This window comes from Bacteroidota bacterium (genome assembly GCA_016706255.1).
Classification (GTDB): domain Bacteria; phylum Bacteroidota; class Bacteroidia; order Chitinophagales; family BACL12; genus UBA7236.
In genome coordinates, this window is the sequence record JADJJZ010000006.1 from 713,555 (window position 1) to 730,901 (window position 17,347).

Here is a 17,347-nt window from a genome sequence, read left to right on the forward strand (position 1 = left end):
TTTTGCCATTATTATGATACTTTTTGGTATTGGGCTTTACTTTTTGATACGGATAAAGTTTTAGGAATATTTCCAATCATTTTTAGTCTTATTGGTGTTTACGAGTTGTATAAGGTTTATAATGAAAAAATAAATGGCTGAAGGCCAGATTAGCCAGTATTGTCACAGGCCAAAAAATCGAAATGGAATTTAGTGATTCAAATATTAGCCATAAAGGCCCGTTTTCAAATGGTGAGATAAAGTGGGAGGGTATTATAAGTATACATAAAACCAAAAAAGGAATAATACTTAAACCGGATAACGGAATTAGTATGTATTTGCCCGACATGCTTTTTTCAGATAAAAATGAGATTGAATTTATTTTATCAAAAAACAAACGCAAAATACTTGATTGAGCTTAACAAAAGTAAATATAACGTTAACTGAACTATGCGTATAATTAAATTAAATAAATTTCAATTCTCTTATAACTGGTAATTAAGTTAATAAATTAAATTTTATCAATAAATCTATCGAAATTAATTATCTTCTCAAACCATTCTGCCGCCCCAACAGGGCTGGTAATTTTTTTTGGTGGGAATTTTTTCTACCATTCTTTCGCTCCGCTGGAGCTGAATAAAATAAATGATTAATAAAAAATAGTATTAACAGATTAACTAAAAATTCTCCGCGAAACTCCGCGGGCTGTTTCTCCGTGAACTTCGCGGTTTCGGCTGTTTAAAATTTCAAATAATAAATCCAAATGAAATGTAATATAAATTTCGGCTGTTTAATCAGCATATTATCGGCACAGGTTAATATTTATTAACCCCAACGAAAACTCCGAATGAAAATCGCACTCGAAATCGGCTGTTCAATTGGTACATTGGTACATCGGTACATTCTCACATCAATTAGCCTCCGAATGAAAATCGCACTCAAAATTGGCTGTTCAATTGGTACATTGGTACATCGGTACATTCGCACATCAATAAGCCTCCTAATGAAATTCATGCTCAAAACCGGCTGTTAATCAGCACATCAACAAATTAGCACATCAGCACATTAAATCCCCTGTTTCTTAAACGTCACTCCCGCTCCTTTATCAGAAGCACCATCTCCCGGCAAAACATAAAACGGAATATTCTGGTAAGCGTAATGGCCATTGCCATCGTAGATAAATAAATATAATCGGTAAGGGCCCTCTTTTTCGGGAGCGGTAAATGTTACGGTATTGCCTTTCGTTTTAATTCCGAGGCCTTTTAATGCAGCAGGTTTTGCTTCTACATCACCACCTGCTTTTATATCAGTACTTTCATAAACAACTTCCCAAACATATTTTAATTTATCACCATTGGCATCTATTGCTGTTGCAATAGCGGAGCAAGTGCTAAAAGGTTGAATTAATACTGAATCACCTTTATGTTTATTGTTTAAAGTTACATCACTTAATACCGGTGCCGTATTTACAGGTTCTTTACCGGTCCATATTCTTTCCAATTCATCAACAGCCTGACTCGATAAACCTTTTTCATCAAATAAACCATACCAGGTGGCTGTAGTTTCCTGTTTTTGTCCCCATAAAAAAACATAAGAGCCCATGCACAATTTTCTATCGCCTGCAATATAATTTGTGTAACGTTCTTTATATGAACTTGCTTTTTCACTGCTGCTTTGTTCAACAGGAACCTGCCACATTGTTTTTTGCACTTCCCAATGTCCGTTTGGACCCCATTCGGTAATCATGTATGGTTTAGTCCATTTAGTAGTGCGTAATTGTTTTGCAACATTTCCTAAATCGCCATAAGTATTAATACCATAAATATCAATTTCGGGGCAACGCTCTAAAAGTAATCTGGTTTCTATTGTATCTAAACCTGCAGTAACTGTCATGGTAGGATGATTCGGATCTTTTCATGAATCATTTTAGCAATATCATTAACTGCATACCACACATTGGTATTCGTATAAAATAAATCTACTTCGTTGCCTACACCCCAGGCCAGTAATGCAGGGTGATTTTTATATTTTTCAACAATTGCGGTAAAAAATTCCAATTGTTGTTTTACTTTTTCAGCATTATCATAATCAAAACCATGGCGTTCGTGTTGCAGCCATAATCCTAATAATACGGTTAAACCTTTTTCTTGCGCAGCATCTAATATTTCTCCTGCATTATCAATCCCCCAGGTTCTGATGGAATTTGCACCTATACTAACAGCTTTGTCGAGCTCAACGCTGCCACCAACTCCTTTTACATAATAAGGTTCATTATTGCGATATAAAGTCCAATTGCCTTCTGCATCTTTTTGTATCGTGACCGGAACTGCCTGAGCATAAATGTTTGATAAATTAACTGCAAGCAGCAGAAGTGTCGCTACAAAAAGTTTACATTGGTGGCTAACTGGTTTCTTCATTTTTCTGATAGAGTTTTTTATCGAATTTGAATAATCGAGATGGACGGTAAGGAACATCTTTTTCAAATTCTTCGGTTTCTTTTACATATTGAAAAAGGTCAATTTTTTTCCTGAAATTACCTTTATCAAATTTTTTGTCGAGCACCGTTTCAAAAAACGATTGTAGTTGTGTGAGCGTAAATTTTTCTTCTATCACACCATTCCACAATGGTTTTGTCAAAGTGCTTTCTTTCAACTTTTTATAGGAATAATCAATAATATCCCTATGGTCAAAAGCTAGTTTCGGCAAACTTTTTATGCTATGCCATTTCGCTTTATCGGCCCAAGAGGCAGCTTTTGGGTTAAATCCCTTCAAATTTACAATGGCATAATACGCCACGGTAACCACCCTGCCCAGCGGATGCCTGTCTACCGCACCAAACGTATGCACCTGTTCAAAGTTCAAATCAGGCAGACTGGTAAGTGCTTTTAATACTCTTCCGGCTGAGGTATCGAGGTCTTCATCAGGGTAAACCAAGTCGCCCGGTAACGCCCACAAACCCTTGTAGGGCTCAGCTCCGCGCTGAATCAGTAATACTTGTAAGTCCTTCTTACCATAGCCAAATACCACACAGTCAATGCTGAATGCTAATTCAAAAAATGAATCAATCGGCACATCATAAATCTGGTATTCATTTCGCCTTCTAAGGGTTTTGTTTGTTTTTGCCATAGTTTGCTCTATTTGGCAAATGTAAACAAGATTATAAAAATAATACTTATTGTAAAAATTACAAAAAGTATTTTACATTTATCCCATTATTTCACTTAAACCTTTACACTTAACTATGAAAAATCTTACGCTTTTCTTTGCGCTGTTGGGTTTCAGCCTTGTTTCGATGGCTCAAACCTACAATGTTACCTTTAAAGTAAACATGAATGAAGTTGCTGATCCTTTTACAACACCTGAGGTAAACGGCAATTTTAACGGCTGGTGCGGTGGCTGTGCACCCATGAGTGACCCCGATTTAGATGGCATTTGGGAAGTTACCATTGCCCTGGCTCCGGGTACTTATGAGTACAAATTTGCTTACGATAGCTGGGCCGGACAAGAAAACCTGATTCCGGGAACATCTTGCACCGTAACAAATTTTGGTTTTACAAACCGTTCACTGGTTGTAGATGCATCAGATATCAACTTAGACCCTGTTTGTTGGGGTAGTTGCGATAATTGTGGTGCAGGTGCATTGTATGATATTACATTTCAGGTAAATATGAATGGTGTTGCAGGTCCTTTTACTACACCGGAAGTTAATGGAAACTTTAACGGATGGTGCGGAGGTTGTGCCCCTATGACTGATGCAAACAGCGATGGTATTTGGGAAATCACTATTACATTAGCTCCGGGTACTTATGAATATAAATTTGCTTATGATGCATGGGCAGGTCAGGAAGCTTTAACAGAAGGTTCTTCTTGCACCGTTACAAATTTCGGATTTACAAACAGGTCGTTAACCGTTACAGATAATGCTATCCTTGATCCGTTTATTTGGGGAACTTGCGATTTTATCAATACAAACATTACACCTACAGGTACTGTAACTGTATGTTCAGGAACTACGCAAACATTTACAGCAGCTTCCGGCTACACCGGTTATCAGTGGAAGAAAAATGGAACAAATATTCCTGGTGCTAATGCTTCAAGTTATACTACAAATCAGGCTGGTAATTACAGTGTGGTAATCAGCCAGGGAACTGCATTCGCACAGTCACCTCCTACTACTTTAGCAATTTCAAAAGCAGCACCAAAAATTACACCAATAGGAAGTCTTGATATTTGCGCTACAGGCTCAGTAATTCTTAAAGGTAAAATTGGCGTTGGCAGTACTTATCAGTGGTATAAAAATGGTGTTGTAATTGCAGGTGCACCATTAAATCTAACTGTAACAACTATTGGTAGCTATAAACTAAAAGAAACTACTGCTGCAGGTTGTGTGAAATCAAAAACAGCTTCGGTTACATCATCATGTAAATTTGATGAATCAAACAGCGATGATTTTGTTATTTATCCAAACCCTAACAGCGGCGATTTTTCAATTCAACTCAGTAATAATTCAGGCACAGCAAAAGAAATAAATATCACTATTTATTCTGCCACAGGAGCTGTTGTTTATGAAGCAAATTACACTTCAGAAAATAGTGTAATTAATCAGGATATTAATTTAGGTAATGGTATTGCCACAGGTATGTATCTGGTTAAAATAAGTAATGGAAACACTACTTTGAATAAAACATTAGTTATAGAATAATTTGTGGATTTTAAGTTTAAATACTGGGCTGCTCTTAACGAGCGGCCCTTTTTTTTGAATTAACGTATCAAAAATTTTAATTAAAATCAAAACGAAAAATTAAGATCCTGCCCATGTTGTAGGGACGTATTGCATGCGTCCTTACGACTGGCGGTGAAGTCAATTGGGGTTGGGGCATTAAATGATATGCTTTTATAAGGATTTTAAAATTGCATTATTTGTAAATTTATTACCCACCATACAATGAAAAATGTAATTCAAAACGAAAATAAAACCCCCCCCCGGGGGGGGGGATGTTTTGGGGGCGCCCCCCCCGGGGGCGGTAGCCCTGGGGGGGGATAGAAGTTTTTTACCTCGTGTGAAAATTAAGGTGGCTATTCGCATTGTCCTCAGGACATTGCTTGTATTAAAGAGGTTAGTAATTGGAAATTCTTTTTTTAACCAAATTATCGTCCATTTCGGATTTTAAGATGTAATCTGAAATTTCCTTTATTCAATCTTAGATCGAATGATATGTTCTAATATCTGCTTTGCCACTTGAAATCAATGTTATTATCTTTGCGAATCGGGGACTGCAGCCTTAAAGCCTCTTATAACCAGGTAACGGATCCACTGATTGGGACTTATGTCTGGGGTTTCGTTTTGATTCAATTGATATAAACTTATATTTTTTCACCAATGAATATTCCAGAAGTGGTCAGGCATAACTTGAAAAACCCAATTCTAATTCATGTCTGGCCAATTACTGGAATTGAGCCTTGCTTACTAATTCTTGCCAATTAACTTGGAATAAATCTGTTTCTCGTCTTCCTCGCTAATTTCTCCTAAAATTGGAAATTGTTTGAAGTAGGTGGCGCGCATATTTTCTGTTTTCGTCCCGCTCTTTCTCTATCACTAACGCCATAAAATTCAGTTTTGAGATAATACAAACCTAAAACTAATTATTTTTTTATAAATTGAAAATACTATATTCTAAAATAATATTAATCTTTATAATTTAACATTTCCAGAAAAAATTAAAATCAAACAAAAGTGAGAATCCTGCCCATGTTGTAGGGACGTATTGCATGCGTCCTTATGGCATGGGCAGGATTCGTTTGCGTAGGATAGAATGCCATTTTATACTCAATTTATCTGTAGGTGAAAATTAAGTGGCATATCACATTCATTTTACCTATGTGTCAATATTCCTGTATGTAAGGACGATGCATTGTCCTACAGGAATATTGACAATTATGTGCTTCGTATTTTAATTGGTGGTTATGGGTCATTAAATACAATTGAATTTTCATATTAATTGTGATATTAAAAATTGCATTATTTGATAAATTCAGTAATTACACCAAACAAAGAAAAATGAAAATCAAAACAAAATTAGATCCTGCCTCTGTTGTAGGGGGTGTATGCGCCCTCAGCAGGATCATAAGCAGAACAAATTCGATTGTTTCCACACCTTTCTCCTTCTTTTGTTCAACCTGTGATTAAACAAGGATTTCAGATGAAAAATTTTGTTTTTACTTTTTGTAATAATTACAAAAAGGACTATTTTTACTGTAAAATATATTTTACTATGAAACAAATATTTACTTATTTGCTGTTTTGCACCCTTGTAACAAGTGCAATGGCAGATACCTACAATGTTACCTTCAAGGTTAACATGAATGAGGTTGCCGCAGCGTATACCACACCGGAGGTTAACGGCACATTTAATGGTTGGTGCGGAGGTTGTAATCCTTTGACTGACGTTGATGGTGATGGCATTTGGGAGGCTACCATCGTATTGGAATCCGGTACCTATGAATACAAATTTGCTTATGATGCTTGGGCCGGACAGGAATCACTGGTTGAAGGTTCTCCTTGCACAGTTACTGCCTTCGGATTTACAAATCGTTCGTTGGTAGTTGGCGCTGCTGATGTTGTTTTGGATCCCATCTGTTGGGGAAGTTGTGATGCCTGCGATGGTATTGTACTCGACCAAATGGATTTACCGGTTACTTTCGATGATGCCGGTGTTGAATACGGATTAATCGGATTTGGCGGTGCTGAAGCTTCTTCAATCGAAATAGATCCTACAGATGCTACTAATATGGTAGCTAAAGTGATTAAATCAGGCGCTGCTGAATTATGGGCAGGAACAACTATAACAAATGGCGCGGGTGCAGGTTTTGCAACGGCAATTCCATTTAATGATGCTGCAACTACCATGACCGTTCGCGTTTGGTCACCGGATGCAGGCATTCAGGTGCGTTTAAAAGTGGAAGACCATTTAGATCCTACAAAATCGGTTGAAACTGAAGCTACAACTACTGTTGCCGGTGATTGGGAAGTGCTTACATTCGATTTTGCAAACGAAGCACCAGGAACAGCTGTAATTAACTATGGCTATACTTATGACAAAGCTTCTATCTTCTTCAACTTCGGCGTAACCGGAGCTGTTGCAGGTGAAAAAACATATTATTTTGATGATGTTGAATTTGGTGGCGGCGGTGAGCCGATGACTTACAACGTTACATTCGCTGTAAATATGAATGAAGTTGCTGCAGGTTTTACTACACCTGAAGTAAATGGTTCATTTAACGGCTGGTGTGGTGGCTGTAACCCATTATCTGACCCTGATGGTGATGGTATTTGGTCAACAACACTTCCTATATTAGAAGGCAATTATGAATATAAATTTGCTTATGATGCATGGGCAGGTCAGGAAGAATTAACTGAAGGTGATGAATGCACAATTACATTAGGCGGTTTCACAAATAGAAAATTAGTTGTTGCCGGTGGCGATGTTACACAGCCAACAGTATGTTGGGGAAGTTGTAACGATTGTGGTGTTATTGTTTTAGAACAAATGGATTTACCTGTAACATTCGATTTATTAGGTGTTGAATATGGTTTAATTGGTTTTGGCGGCGCAGAAGCTTCAACTATTGAATCTGACCCTACAGGTGCACCAACACTGGTTGCAAAAGTTATTAAATCGGCAACTGCTGAATTATGGGCAGGAACAACAATTACAAACGGAGCCGGTGATGGTTTGGCAAATGCAATTCCGTTTACTGATGCATCTACAATTATGACCGTTCGTGTTTGGTCTCCTGACGCAGGAATTCCTGTTCGTTTAAAAGTGGAAGATCATGCTGATCCTACTAAATCAGTTGAAACAGAAGCAACTACAACTGTTGCAGGCGACTGGGAAACATTAACATTTGATTTTTCAAATGAAGCTCCGGGAACGGCTGTAATCAACTTAGCTTATGCATACGATAAAGCATCTATATTTTTCAATTTTGGAACAACAGGTGCAGTAGCAGGAGAAAAAACATATTATTTTGATGATGTTTATTTTGGCGAACCTGCAGAACCTGTAGTTTATAGTGTAACATTCAATGTTAACATGAATGAAGTTGCCGCAGCATTTACTACACCTGAAGTAAATGGTACATTTAATGGCTGGTGCGGTGGTTGTAATCCGTTATCTGATCCTGATGGTGATGGTATCTGGAGTACTACACTCGATATTACTGAAGGTACATATCAGTTTAAATATGCTTATGATGCATGGGCAGGTTCTGAAACATTAGTTGATGGTGCTGAATGTACTATTACTGATGGCGGATTTGTAAACCGTGCACTTGAAGTAAACAGCGATATGGTAATGGATCCTGTATGTTGGGGCAGTTGTTTAGATTGTGGTGCTGCTGTTACATACGATGTATTATTTACAGTTGATATGAACGAAGTTGCCGCTGCTTTTACTACACCTGAAGTAAACGGTACATTTAATGGCTGGTGCGGAGGTTGCGCGCCAATGAGTGATTTAGATGGTGATAATATTTGGGAATTAACTATTCCGCTTGAAGCTGGAACTTATGAATATAAATTTGCTTACGATACTTGGGCAGGTTCTGAAACATTATTAGAAGGTGATCCTTGTACAATTACTGCTTTCGGATTTACAAACCGTGCTTTAGTAGTTACTGAAGATGTTGCTTTAGATACTGTATGTTGGGGAAGTTGTTCTTCATGTGAAGCAACAGTGCCTGCACATATTGTAAAATTCCAGGTAGATATGAATACCGTAACAGAAACTTTCACAACGCCTGAAGTAAATGGTACATTTAACGGATGGTGCGGAGGTTGTGCTCCAATGAGTGATTTAGATGGAGACAATGTTTGGGAATTAGAAATTTTATTACCTGAAGGAACATATGAATACAAATTTGCTTACGATGCTTGGGCAGGTCAGGAAGAATTAACTGAAGGTGATATTTGTACCATAACAACAGATGGTTTTACAAACCGCGCATTAACCGTAACCGGTCCTGCAACTTTAGATGTTGTTTGTTGGGCAAAATGTTCAGCTTGTAATGTGGCAATAAATAATTCTGTTATTGGAGATGTTAATGTATGGCCACAACCTGCAAGTGGTGTTGCCTATTTATCATTCGACGATAATCAATTTATGGATGCCGATATCGTTATTACAGATATTACAGGAAGAATGATTCAACAATCAGTAATTAAAAATAATAACCACGAAATAAATCTGAACGGATTTGTATTTGGTTTATATCAAATAACTGTAATTAAAAACGGACAGGTTATTTATTCAAATAGTTTGTCAGTATTATAAATTCTTTTTTAGTATGGTTAGTTTCAACCCGGTTATGTTTTTCATAACCGGGTTTTTTTTGGGCAGAAATAAATAACCGTAAATAAAAACACCTGTAATTTTTATATTACAGGTGTCGTTTAAAAAAATTATCGGTCTACAGTAGATTTATTAAGCGGATACTTCCGTTCTTAAATTAAAGCCTCAGCAATCATCGGATACATTACATATTCCGTCTGTATTGTCCTCCCACCTCAAACAGCGACTTGGTGATTTGACCAAGGGAGCAGAATTTACAAGCCTCCATTAATGCTTCGAATAAGTTATTATTCTGGATTGCAGTTGTTTGCAAATGACGCAAATGATATGCTGTAAACGAGGTGTTTTTTTCATGCAAATTTTTAAGCGTGGTAATCTGCGCTTCTTTTTCTTCTTCCGTTGCGCGAATTACTTCCATCGGCAAAATAGTTGGTGAACCTTTTGAATTCAGGAAAGTATTTACACCGATTATTGGATAAGCACCAGTATGTTTTAATGTTTCATAAAATAAACTTTCTTCCTGAATTTTTCCGCGCTGATACATCGTTTCCATTGCACCTAATACACCGCCACGTTCTGTGATTCGGTCAAACTCACTTAATACAGCCTCTTCAACCAAATTAGTTAATTCTTCAATAATAAATGAACCCTGAATTGGATTTTCATTTTTAGCCAACCCTAATTCTTTATTAATTATTAACTGAATGGCCATTGCTCTACGTACACTTTCTTCTGTTGGAGTTGTAATAGCCTCATCATATGCGTTGGTATGTAATGAATTACAATTATCATAAATAGCATACAATGCCTGCAGTGTAGTTCTGATATCATTAAAATCAATTTCCTGCGCATGTAAACTTCTTCCGCTGGTTTGAATATGATATTTTAACTTTTGTGTACGATCGTCGGCGCCGTATTTCATTTTCATAGCCTTAGCCCAAATTCTTCTCGCAACACGACCAATAACGGCATATTCCGGATCAATACCATTACTAAAGAAAAACGAAAGGTTTGGCCCAAAGTCGTTAATATTCATTCCACGACTTAAATAATATTCTACATATGTAAATCCGTTTGCTAAAGTAAACGCTAATTGTGTAATCGGATTTGCTCCGGCTTCAGCAATATGATATCCGGAAATAGAAACAGAATAAAAATTACGAACCTTATTTTGAATAAAATATTCCTGCACATCGCCCATTAAACGCAAAGCAAATTCTGTAGAAAAAATACAGGTATTTTGTGCCTGATCTTCTTTTAAAATATCTGCCTGAACAGTACCGCGAACAGTACTTAATGTTTTTGCTTTAATGCCCGCATAAATTTCTGCAGGTAATACCTGATCACCGGTTACACCTAATAATAATAATCCTAATCCGTTATTTCCTGCAGGTAAATCTGCTGCATTGTATTTTGGACGCAGATGTTCTCTGCCTTTGTAAATTTCCTGAATTTTAGCTTCAACTTCCGCCTCTAGTTTATTTTCAAGAATATATTTTTCGCATTGTTGGTCAATAGCTGCATTCATAAAAAATCCAAGTAGCATCGGCGCCGGACCGTTAATGGTCATGGATACAGATGTTTTTGGATCAGCTAAATCAAATCCGCTGTATAATTTTTTTGCATCATCTAAACAACAAATACTAACGCCGCTGTTACCAATTTTTCCGTAAATATCCGGACGATAATCAGGGTCGTTTCCATATAATGTTACACTGTCAAACGCAGTTGATAAACGTTTTGCAGGCATACCTAAACTCACATAATGAAAACGTTTATTGGTACGCTCAGGTCCGCCTTCACCGGCAAACATACGTGTTGGATCTTCTTCTTCGCGTTTAAAAGGATAAATACCGGCAGTAAACGGAAATTCACCGGGAACGTTTTCCTGCAATTGCCATTGTAATATGTCGCCCCAGGCTTCATATTTCGGCAGACTGATTTTCGGAATTTGTAAATGCGATAAACTTTCCGAATGCGTTTTAATTTTTAATTCTTTATCGCGCACTTTGAATATATAATATTCATCAGTATACGATTTTAATTTATTATTCCAGGTTTGAATTAAATCGAGATTTTCATTATCAATTTTTTTCGCAACCTTTTGGTATTCGGCTTCCAGTTTGTTTTTTAATTCGGTATCATCTACAATTGACTTAGCGGTATGTAACGCGAATAAATTTTGTGCTACGGTTTTTTGTTCTACCACCTTTTTATCATAAGCACGATTTGATTCTGATATTTCTGCAAGATATCGGGTGCGTTGTGGCGGAATAATGAATATTTTTTTACTCATTTCATCCGTTATATGAAAATCGGAATGTAAATCAACTTTTGTTTTTTCTTTAATCGTATCCATCATGTGACGATACAACTGATTTGTTCCCGGATCATTAAACTGCGAAGCAATAGTGGCGAAAACCGGCATTTTTTCGGTATCCACATCAAACAATTTATGATTGCGCTGAAACTGTTTCCTAACATCACGCAAAGCATCCTGAGCACCACGTTTGTCGAATTTATTTATCGCAATTAAATCCGCAAAATCAAGCATGTCAATTTTTTCCAACTGACTTGCTGCACCGTATTCAGGCGTCATTACATATAAACAAACATTACTATGTTCAGTAATTTCTGTATCACTTTGTCCGATTCCGGATGTTTCAAGAATAATTAAATCAAATTGTGCTGCTTTTAATATTTTAACGGCTTCGTCAACGTGTTTGCTTAATGCAAGGTTTGCCTGACGTGTTGCCATGGAGCGCATATAAACGCGTGCATTATTAATTGCATTCATCCTGATACGATCGCCCAGTAATGCACCACCTGTTTTCCGTTTACTAGGGTCAACAGATAAAATGGCAATTGTTTTATCGGTAAAATCGATTAAAAACCTACGCACTAATTCATCCACCAGCGATGACTTACCTGCTCCGCCGGTACCTGTAATTCCTAAAACAGGTGTGTTATTATTTTTAATTAATACCTCCACCTGTGTCATAATATTTGCTGCATCAGGTGTGTTGTTTTCTACGGCAGAAATTAATTTTCCTATACTTTTCCAGTCTTTTTCGTTGGTGAGATGTTTTAATTCGCCATTTAAATTTACACCCGTTGCGAAATCACTTTGCTGAACCAAATCATTTATCATACCCTGCAAACCCATCGACCTTCCATCATCAGGAGAATAAATTCTGGTAATGCCATAATTCTGCAATTCTTCTATTTCACTTGGAAGAATTGTTCCTCCGCCACCACCAAAAATTTTAATATGTGCACATCCTTTTTCCTTCAGCAGGTCATACATGTATTTAAAATATTCTGTATGTCCACCCTGGTAACTCGTCATGGCAATTGCCTGCACATCTTCCTGAATCGCACAATTCACAACTTCCTCCACGCTGCGGTCATGGCCTAGATGTATAACTTCAACGCCAGTTGCCTGAATTATCCTGCGCATCACATTAATGGCCGCATCATGCCCGTCGAAAAGGCTGGCAGCTGTTACAATCCTGATTTTGTGCTTGGGTTGGTATGGTTGAACGTCTGTCATATCTTCTAATATAGCGCAAAGTTACTTAATAGGCAGGAAATAGGTATTCGGACGCCTTCCTGTGCTATTCAGGCTACCTGAATGCAAAGTGGTAACAGACAAAAACAACAAAACCCCTCGACCAAAAAGGGGTTTTGAAGGCAGGGGAGGAGAACCCTGCAAAATTGAAATCAGAAACAAAACAACTGCGAAAAAAAATCCGGAGGCGAAATCATTTGTTAATGCAACGCCACCGGATAAACCACTGTTAACTCACTTATTGTTTAATGAATTTAGTTACCTGCGTTGAACCATCTTCATTTATTACATTTATTAAATACATGCCGGCTTGTAATGATTCAATATTTATCCTGAATTCATTTTCACCACCATTCAAATTACCGGAAAAAATCTGTTGTAAATTACGTCCACTGATATCGCTAATAATAATTGTTGCATGATTGTTTACATCACTTTCAAGCATTAAAACAATATTTTTTGTAGCGGGATTTGGATATACTGCTAAGTCATTTTTATGCAAAATATCATCTATACCTGTAGGTGCAATTACAACGGTGTCACAATCAGTGTCTGTGCAAAATGCAGTAGTAATGGTTAAACAAATAACATAAGAGCCACCGGCGTCATAGTTATGTGCAGGTTCAAATTCCGTAGATGAACTGCCATCTCCAAAATCCCAGAAATAACTTGCTGCAACACCACCATCTGCTGATAAATTGGTAGTAAATACCCCCCATGGTGTAATTCCAAATTCATAATTAAATGCTGCATTACATTCAGTTGCAGTATCCCCTACGGTAACATTAATTATATTACAATACATACTTTCACATGAATCAGTAGTAGAAATACTTAAACAAACAGTGTAAGATCCTGATACGGCATAAACATGGTTTGGATTTTCGATTGTTGATGTAAATCCATCACCAAAACTCCAATGGTAAGTAAGAATATCTGCACCACCTGTTGTGCTTGTATTGGTAAATTCTACAAGCCCTCCTGTGATATCAGCAACATAATTTGCATTACAAAAACCTGAATCTATAATTACTTCACCAATGTTAATCGTATTACAATATGTGCTGGAACAACTATCGGCAGTATAAATTGTTAAACAAACTACATAAATGCCATCATCATAAGAATGCGTCGGATTAACAGCGAATGATGTTTCGCCATCACCAAATTCCCATACATAATCGGCAGGAAATCCGTCGGCATCTGATAGGTTAGTAAATTCAACCGTTCCATCAGATTCATCGAAAGTAAAAAATGCGCTACAACCGGTAGAATCGCCTCCACCAAAAATGGTGATGGTTTGACAATATTCACTTATGCATGAATCGGCTCCAAAAACGGTTAAACATACATTGTAAGAACCCGGATCAAAAGTGTGGGATGGGTCATCAAGATAAGATGAACTGCCATCGCCAAAATCCCAAAAAGAAGACACATCTGCCGGAGTTGACAGGTTGTTAAAAGACAAGATTTCTCCGAAAGCATCGAAGGTAAACAAGGCATTGCAGTCGCCACCGGCAGCTCCAGTAATTTCTATAGAGTCGCAATAGGTTGAAGTGCAACTATCTGCAGCATACACAGTAAAACAAACTAAAAAAGTTCCGTTTGTGGCATAAGTATGTTCAGGGTTTTCAGTGTAGGCATAAGCGCCATCGCCAAAACTCCAGAAATAACTTGGAGAAAGCCCGGTTGCGAAACCGTTGAAAGCCGCATCGGGCCCATCAGTCATATAGTTAAAATCTGCTGAACAGTCTTGTGCTGCCGCTTTATTGCCAAACGAAAATAACGTCAGCAGGGCAACAACAATTAAGGAGTAATACGTTTTTGTCATTTTTAGGTATTTGTATAGGATTAGTAAATTCTAAACCTATACACGAAACTAAAAATGAAAAGGTTGGGTAATGATGATAAATATTTCTTTTAACTTTTATCAATCAAAATTTGAAGTGTCATGCTAAAAGTTTTATTCAAAACGGAATTTTGATTGCCAATAGGTGACTGGTAGCCCAGATCCAGCGCAAAGGATGAATATTGGATTCCGGCGCCTAAAGTAAAATATTGCCGGCCACCCTTTGAAGGGGCTTCATAAAAATATCCGACACGAGCGGCAAAAATTTCGTACATCAAATACTCCAGGCCTGCACGGTAATTAATTTCATCAATTTCTTCTGAAAAACCCTGTGGCGCATCTGAAAATGACGTTAACATGCCTTGCATAGCACTATATTCTCTGAAATCGAAAATGCCATTTGCGGGATCAATGTCAGCGGTATCAGGTGTTGGCACTAACAATTTATTTACCTCACCGGAAATACTGATTTGATGATTTTGTGCAATGTTATAGGAGTATCCCAAACCAATTCCCAAATTTGTCGGCAAATAATCTTTTGTAATAATATTGGTATACCACATTTTACCACCAATATTTTTTATTACTAAGCCTGCATTTAATTCAGACTTTTCAGAGATTGAATTTGTATAAAATAAGGAAATATCACCGGCGATATCCTGAACAGGTTGGTTGTCGTTTGCGGTAAAACCGGGTAATGTTGTTAAATTGGAATAAATATATTTTAACGTTAAACCTGCAGAAAAATTAGGCGATAATTTGCGGGCATATGCAGCGTCTACAGTCAGCTCATTTGGTCGGAATTCTGATATTACATTTCCTGTGGCAGAGGTAAAGGTGAGTGTTCCCAAACTAAAATAACGAGTGCCTAAACTTAAAGCCTGTTCATCATCAAGTTTAATAAATGTACTGATATCAGCAATATAGAAACCCTCAACCAACTCGCTTAACCAGGGTAAATAAGATATAGATAACCCAAACGGATTTTTTTCCGGAATAAAGGCCAGTTTTGCGGCATTTAGAAATATAGACCCTGCGTCAGGTGAGGTGGCTAAACCGGAATTTCCCAAGGCTGCACTTCTTGCATCCGTTGGCACAAGTAAAAATGGTACAGCCGTTTGAATAGTGTTAATATAATCGTCGGGTGAGGTTGTCGGTATTATTTGTGCATTGGTATTGGCTGAGAAAATAATAACCAGAATGAATACTGGAAATAGTTTAGATGGGTACATAAAATGTGTTTAATACTTAACGGAAATTTATGATAAAAATTTTTTCCGGGCAAAAAAAAAGACGACCAATAGATCGTCTTTCTTTTATAATAATTTAAAATTTATCCGTCAGAGCCATCATCTGTTTTTGCACCACCTTCTGTGCCTAATGCATCAAGATTGAATTGTAGTGTGAAACGTAATGTATTGTCTAATGGATTTTGATTATTGCTAGTTGGAACAAGATAAGAGAAATCTAATCCAAACACATTATATCGTAAACCTAAACCAACAGTGAAAAACTGGCGACCACCTTTTGTTGCGTGTTCATAAAAATAACCTGAACGCACAGCAAATTTTTCGTCATACCAATATTCTACACCCGCAGAATAAATAATTTCATGTAATTCTTCGCTGATACCATTTGGCGCATCACCGAATGAACTTAACATACCACTTACAACACCCTGTTCTTTAAAGTCAAGGATACCATTTTGCGGATTTGAATCTGCGCTATCCGGTGTTGGAACTAATAATTTATTAAAATCTAAAGCGAAAGTCAATTTATTATAATCATCGAAATGGATGCCATAAGCTGCACCAATACCGAGGTTGGTTGGGATAAAATCTTTTTCAATACTTGAAGTATAGGTTACTTTATTACCAACGTTAGAAATATTTAAACCGATACCAATTTCTGAATCTTTATCGCCTGTATCAAATGTATTGGTATAAAACATAGATAAATCGGCAGCAACACCACGGGCCGGTTTAATTTCCACACCATTCACTACCTGACCTGTTGCCAGATTGGAATAAATATATTTTAAATCGAGACCTGCTGAAAGGTGATCGGCAAGTTTACGTGAGTAAGCAAAGTCGAAAGCAAATTCGTTAGGACGGAAATCCTGTAAAATATTACCTGATGCATCCGTAAAAGTGATTGTTCCTAATGAAAAATAACGTAATGAAGCACTTACAGCCTGTAATTCGTTTACTTTCCAGTATCCATTTAAATAGGCAAGGTAGATGTCATTTACAAGGTTTTTAAGCCATGGGGTGTAAGTAAGGGAAATACCCGTTGGATGGGCATCATCCATAAAAACAATTTTCGAGGCATTCCAAAATATGGAGTTTGCATCGGGAGATATTGCAATTCCAACATCTGCCATACCGCCTGAACGCGCGTCAGGTGCAATGCGCAGGAAAGGAACTGCTGTAGTAACGGTGTTGAGGTATTCATCACCTGTGTTTCCAATGGAAAGCTGTGCTTTTGATGAGGTTGAAACTGCTACTACCGCAACAACCATCCATGTAAGTTTCATAAAATTCCGCATAATTATTTCTTCTAAAAGTCTAGGGTTTGCAAAAATAGTAATTATCCATA

10 protein-coding genes are annotated in these 17,347 nt (G+C 37.3%); 3 read left to right on the top strand and 7 right to left on the bottom strand.

All coding sequences use genetic code 11. The annotated features are described in order from the left end of the window. Positions 1-182 precede the first annotated feature (182 nt). Entirely contained in the window at positions 183-395 is a 213-nt protein-coding gene (locus IPI65_11740) for a hypothetical protein (protein ID MBK7442184.1), read from the top strand. Between the two features lie 649 nt (positions 396-1,044). Here the strand turns inward: IPI65_11740 and IPI65_11745 are convergent. From IPI65_11745 to IPI65_11755, 3 genes are read right to left on the bottom strand one after another with little or no spacing between them, the layout of a single operon-like run. Next, positions 1,045-1,872, bottom strand: a complete 828-nt coding sequence (locus IPI65_11745) for a hypothetical protein (protein MBK7442185.1) — start codon at positions 1,870-1,872, stop codon at positions 1,045-1,047. Then, positions 1,869-2,396: a DUF4434 domain-containing protein gene (locus IPI65_11750; protein ID MBK7442186.1), complete on the bottom strand. Its 528-nt coding sequence runs from the start codon at positions 2,394-2,396 to the stop codon at positions 1,869-1,871. Before IPI65_11750 ends, IPI65_11745 begins: the two co-directional genes overlap by 4 nt. Next, on the bottom strand, positions 2,380-3,006 hold the full coding sequence (locus IPI65_11755; GenBank protein MBK7442187.1) for an NUDIX hydrolase: 627 nt from the start codon (positions 3,004-3,006) through the stop codon (positions 2,380-2,382). The genes IPI65_11750 and IPI65_11755 overlap by 17 nt, the downstream gene beginning before the upstream one ends. Positions 3,007-3,220: 214 nt before the next feature. Between IPI65_11755 and IPI65_11760 the strand changes: the two genes are divergently transcribed. Together IPI65_11760 and IPI65_11765 are read left to right on the top strand one after the other, a co-directional pair. Next, positions 3,221-4,681, top strand: coding sequence for a T9SS type A sorting domain-containing protein (locus tag IPI65_11760; GenBank protein MBK7442188.1), 1,461 nt, complete (start codon positions 3,221-3,223; stop codon positions 4,679-4,681). A gap of 1,570 nt (positions 4,682-6,251) precedes the next feature. Continuing rightward, positions 6,252-9,311, top strand: coding sequence for a T9SS type A sorting domain-containing protein (locus IPI65_11765; protein MBK7442189.1), 3,060 nt, complete (start codon positions 6,252-6,254; stop codon positions 9,309-9,311). A 202-nt stretch (positions 9,312-9,513) separates the two neighbouring features. Here IPI65_11765 and IPI65_11770 read toward each other — a convergent pair whose 3' ends face one another. From IPI65_11770 to porV (IPI65_11785), 4 genes are all read right to left on the bottom strand, one after another. Further along, a complete protein-coding gene (locus IPI65_11770) occupies positions 9,514-12,882 on the bottom strand; it encodes a cobalamin-dependent protein (GenBank protein MBK7442190.1) in 3,369 nt (1,122 codons plus the stop codon). Between the two features lie 256 nt (positions 12,883-13,138). Beyond that, positions 13,139-14,731, bottom strand: a complete 1,593-nt coding sequence (locus IPI65_11775; GenBank protein ID MBK7442191.1) for a PKD domain-containing protein — start codon at positions 14,729-14,731, stop codon at positions 13,139-13,141. Positions 14,732-14,820: 89 nt separating this feature from the next. Beyond that, positions 14,821-15,981 carry a type IX secretion system outer membrane channel protein PorV gene (gene porV / locus IPI65_11780; GenBank protein ID MBK7442192.1) on the bottom strand — a complete coding sequence of 387 codons (1,161 nt, stop codon included), beginning with the start codon at positions 15,979-15,981 and terminating at the stop codon, positions 14,821-14,823. A gap of 101 nt (positions 15,982-16,082) precedes the next feature. Then, positions 16,083-17,297: a type IX secretion system outer membrane channel protein PorV gene (porV, locus tag IPI65_11785; GenBank protein ID MBK7442193.1), complete on the bottom strand. Its 1,215-nt coding sequence runs from the start codon at positions 17,295-17,297 to the stop codon at positions 16,083-16,085. Positions 17,298-17,347: the final 50 nt, after the last annotated feature.

Excerpts from the sequence above, each read along its gene's own strand:
- porV (MBK7442193.1), bottom strand. The coding sequence starts at position 17,297 with ATGCGGAATTTTATGAAACTTACATGGATGGTTGTTGCGGTAGTAGCA.
- IPI65_11740 (MBK7442184.1), top strand. The coding sequence starts at position 183 with ATGGAATTTAGTGATTCAAATATTAGCCATAAAGGCCCGTTTTCAAAT.
- IPI65_11770 (MBK7442190.1), bottom strand. The coding sequence starts at position 12,882 with ATGACAGACGTTCAACCATACCAACCCAAGCACAAAATCAGGATTGTA.
- porV (MBK7442192.1), bottom strand. The coding sequence starts at position 15,981 with ATGTACCCATCTAAACTATTTCCAGTATTCATTCTGGTTATTATTTTC.
- IPI65_11760 (MBK7442188.1), top strand. The coding sequence starts at position 3,221 with ATGAAAAATCTTACGCTTTTCTTTGCGCTGTTGGGTTTCAGCCTTGTT.
- IPI65_11765 (MBK7442189.1), top strand. The coding sequence starts at position 6,252 with ATGAAACAAATATTTACTTATTTGCTGTTTTGCACCCTTGTAACAAGT.
- IPI65_11745 (MBK7442185.1), bottom strand. The coding sequence starts at position 1,872 with ATGACAGTTACTGCAGGTTTAGATACAATAGAAACCAGATTACTTTTA.
- IPI65_11750 (MBK7442186.1), bottom strand. The coding sequence starts at position 2,396 with ATGAAGAAACCAGTTAGCCACCAATGTAAACTTTTTGTAGCGACACTT.
- IPI65_11775 (MBK7442191.1), bottom strand. The coding sequence starts at position 14,731 with ATGACAAAAACGTATTACTCCTTAATTGTTGTTGCCCTGCTGACGTTA.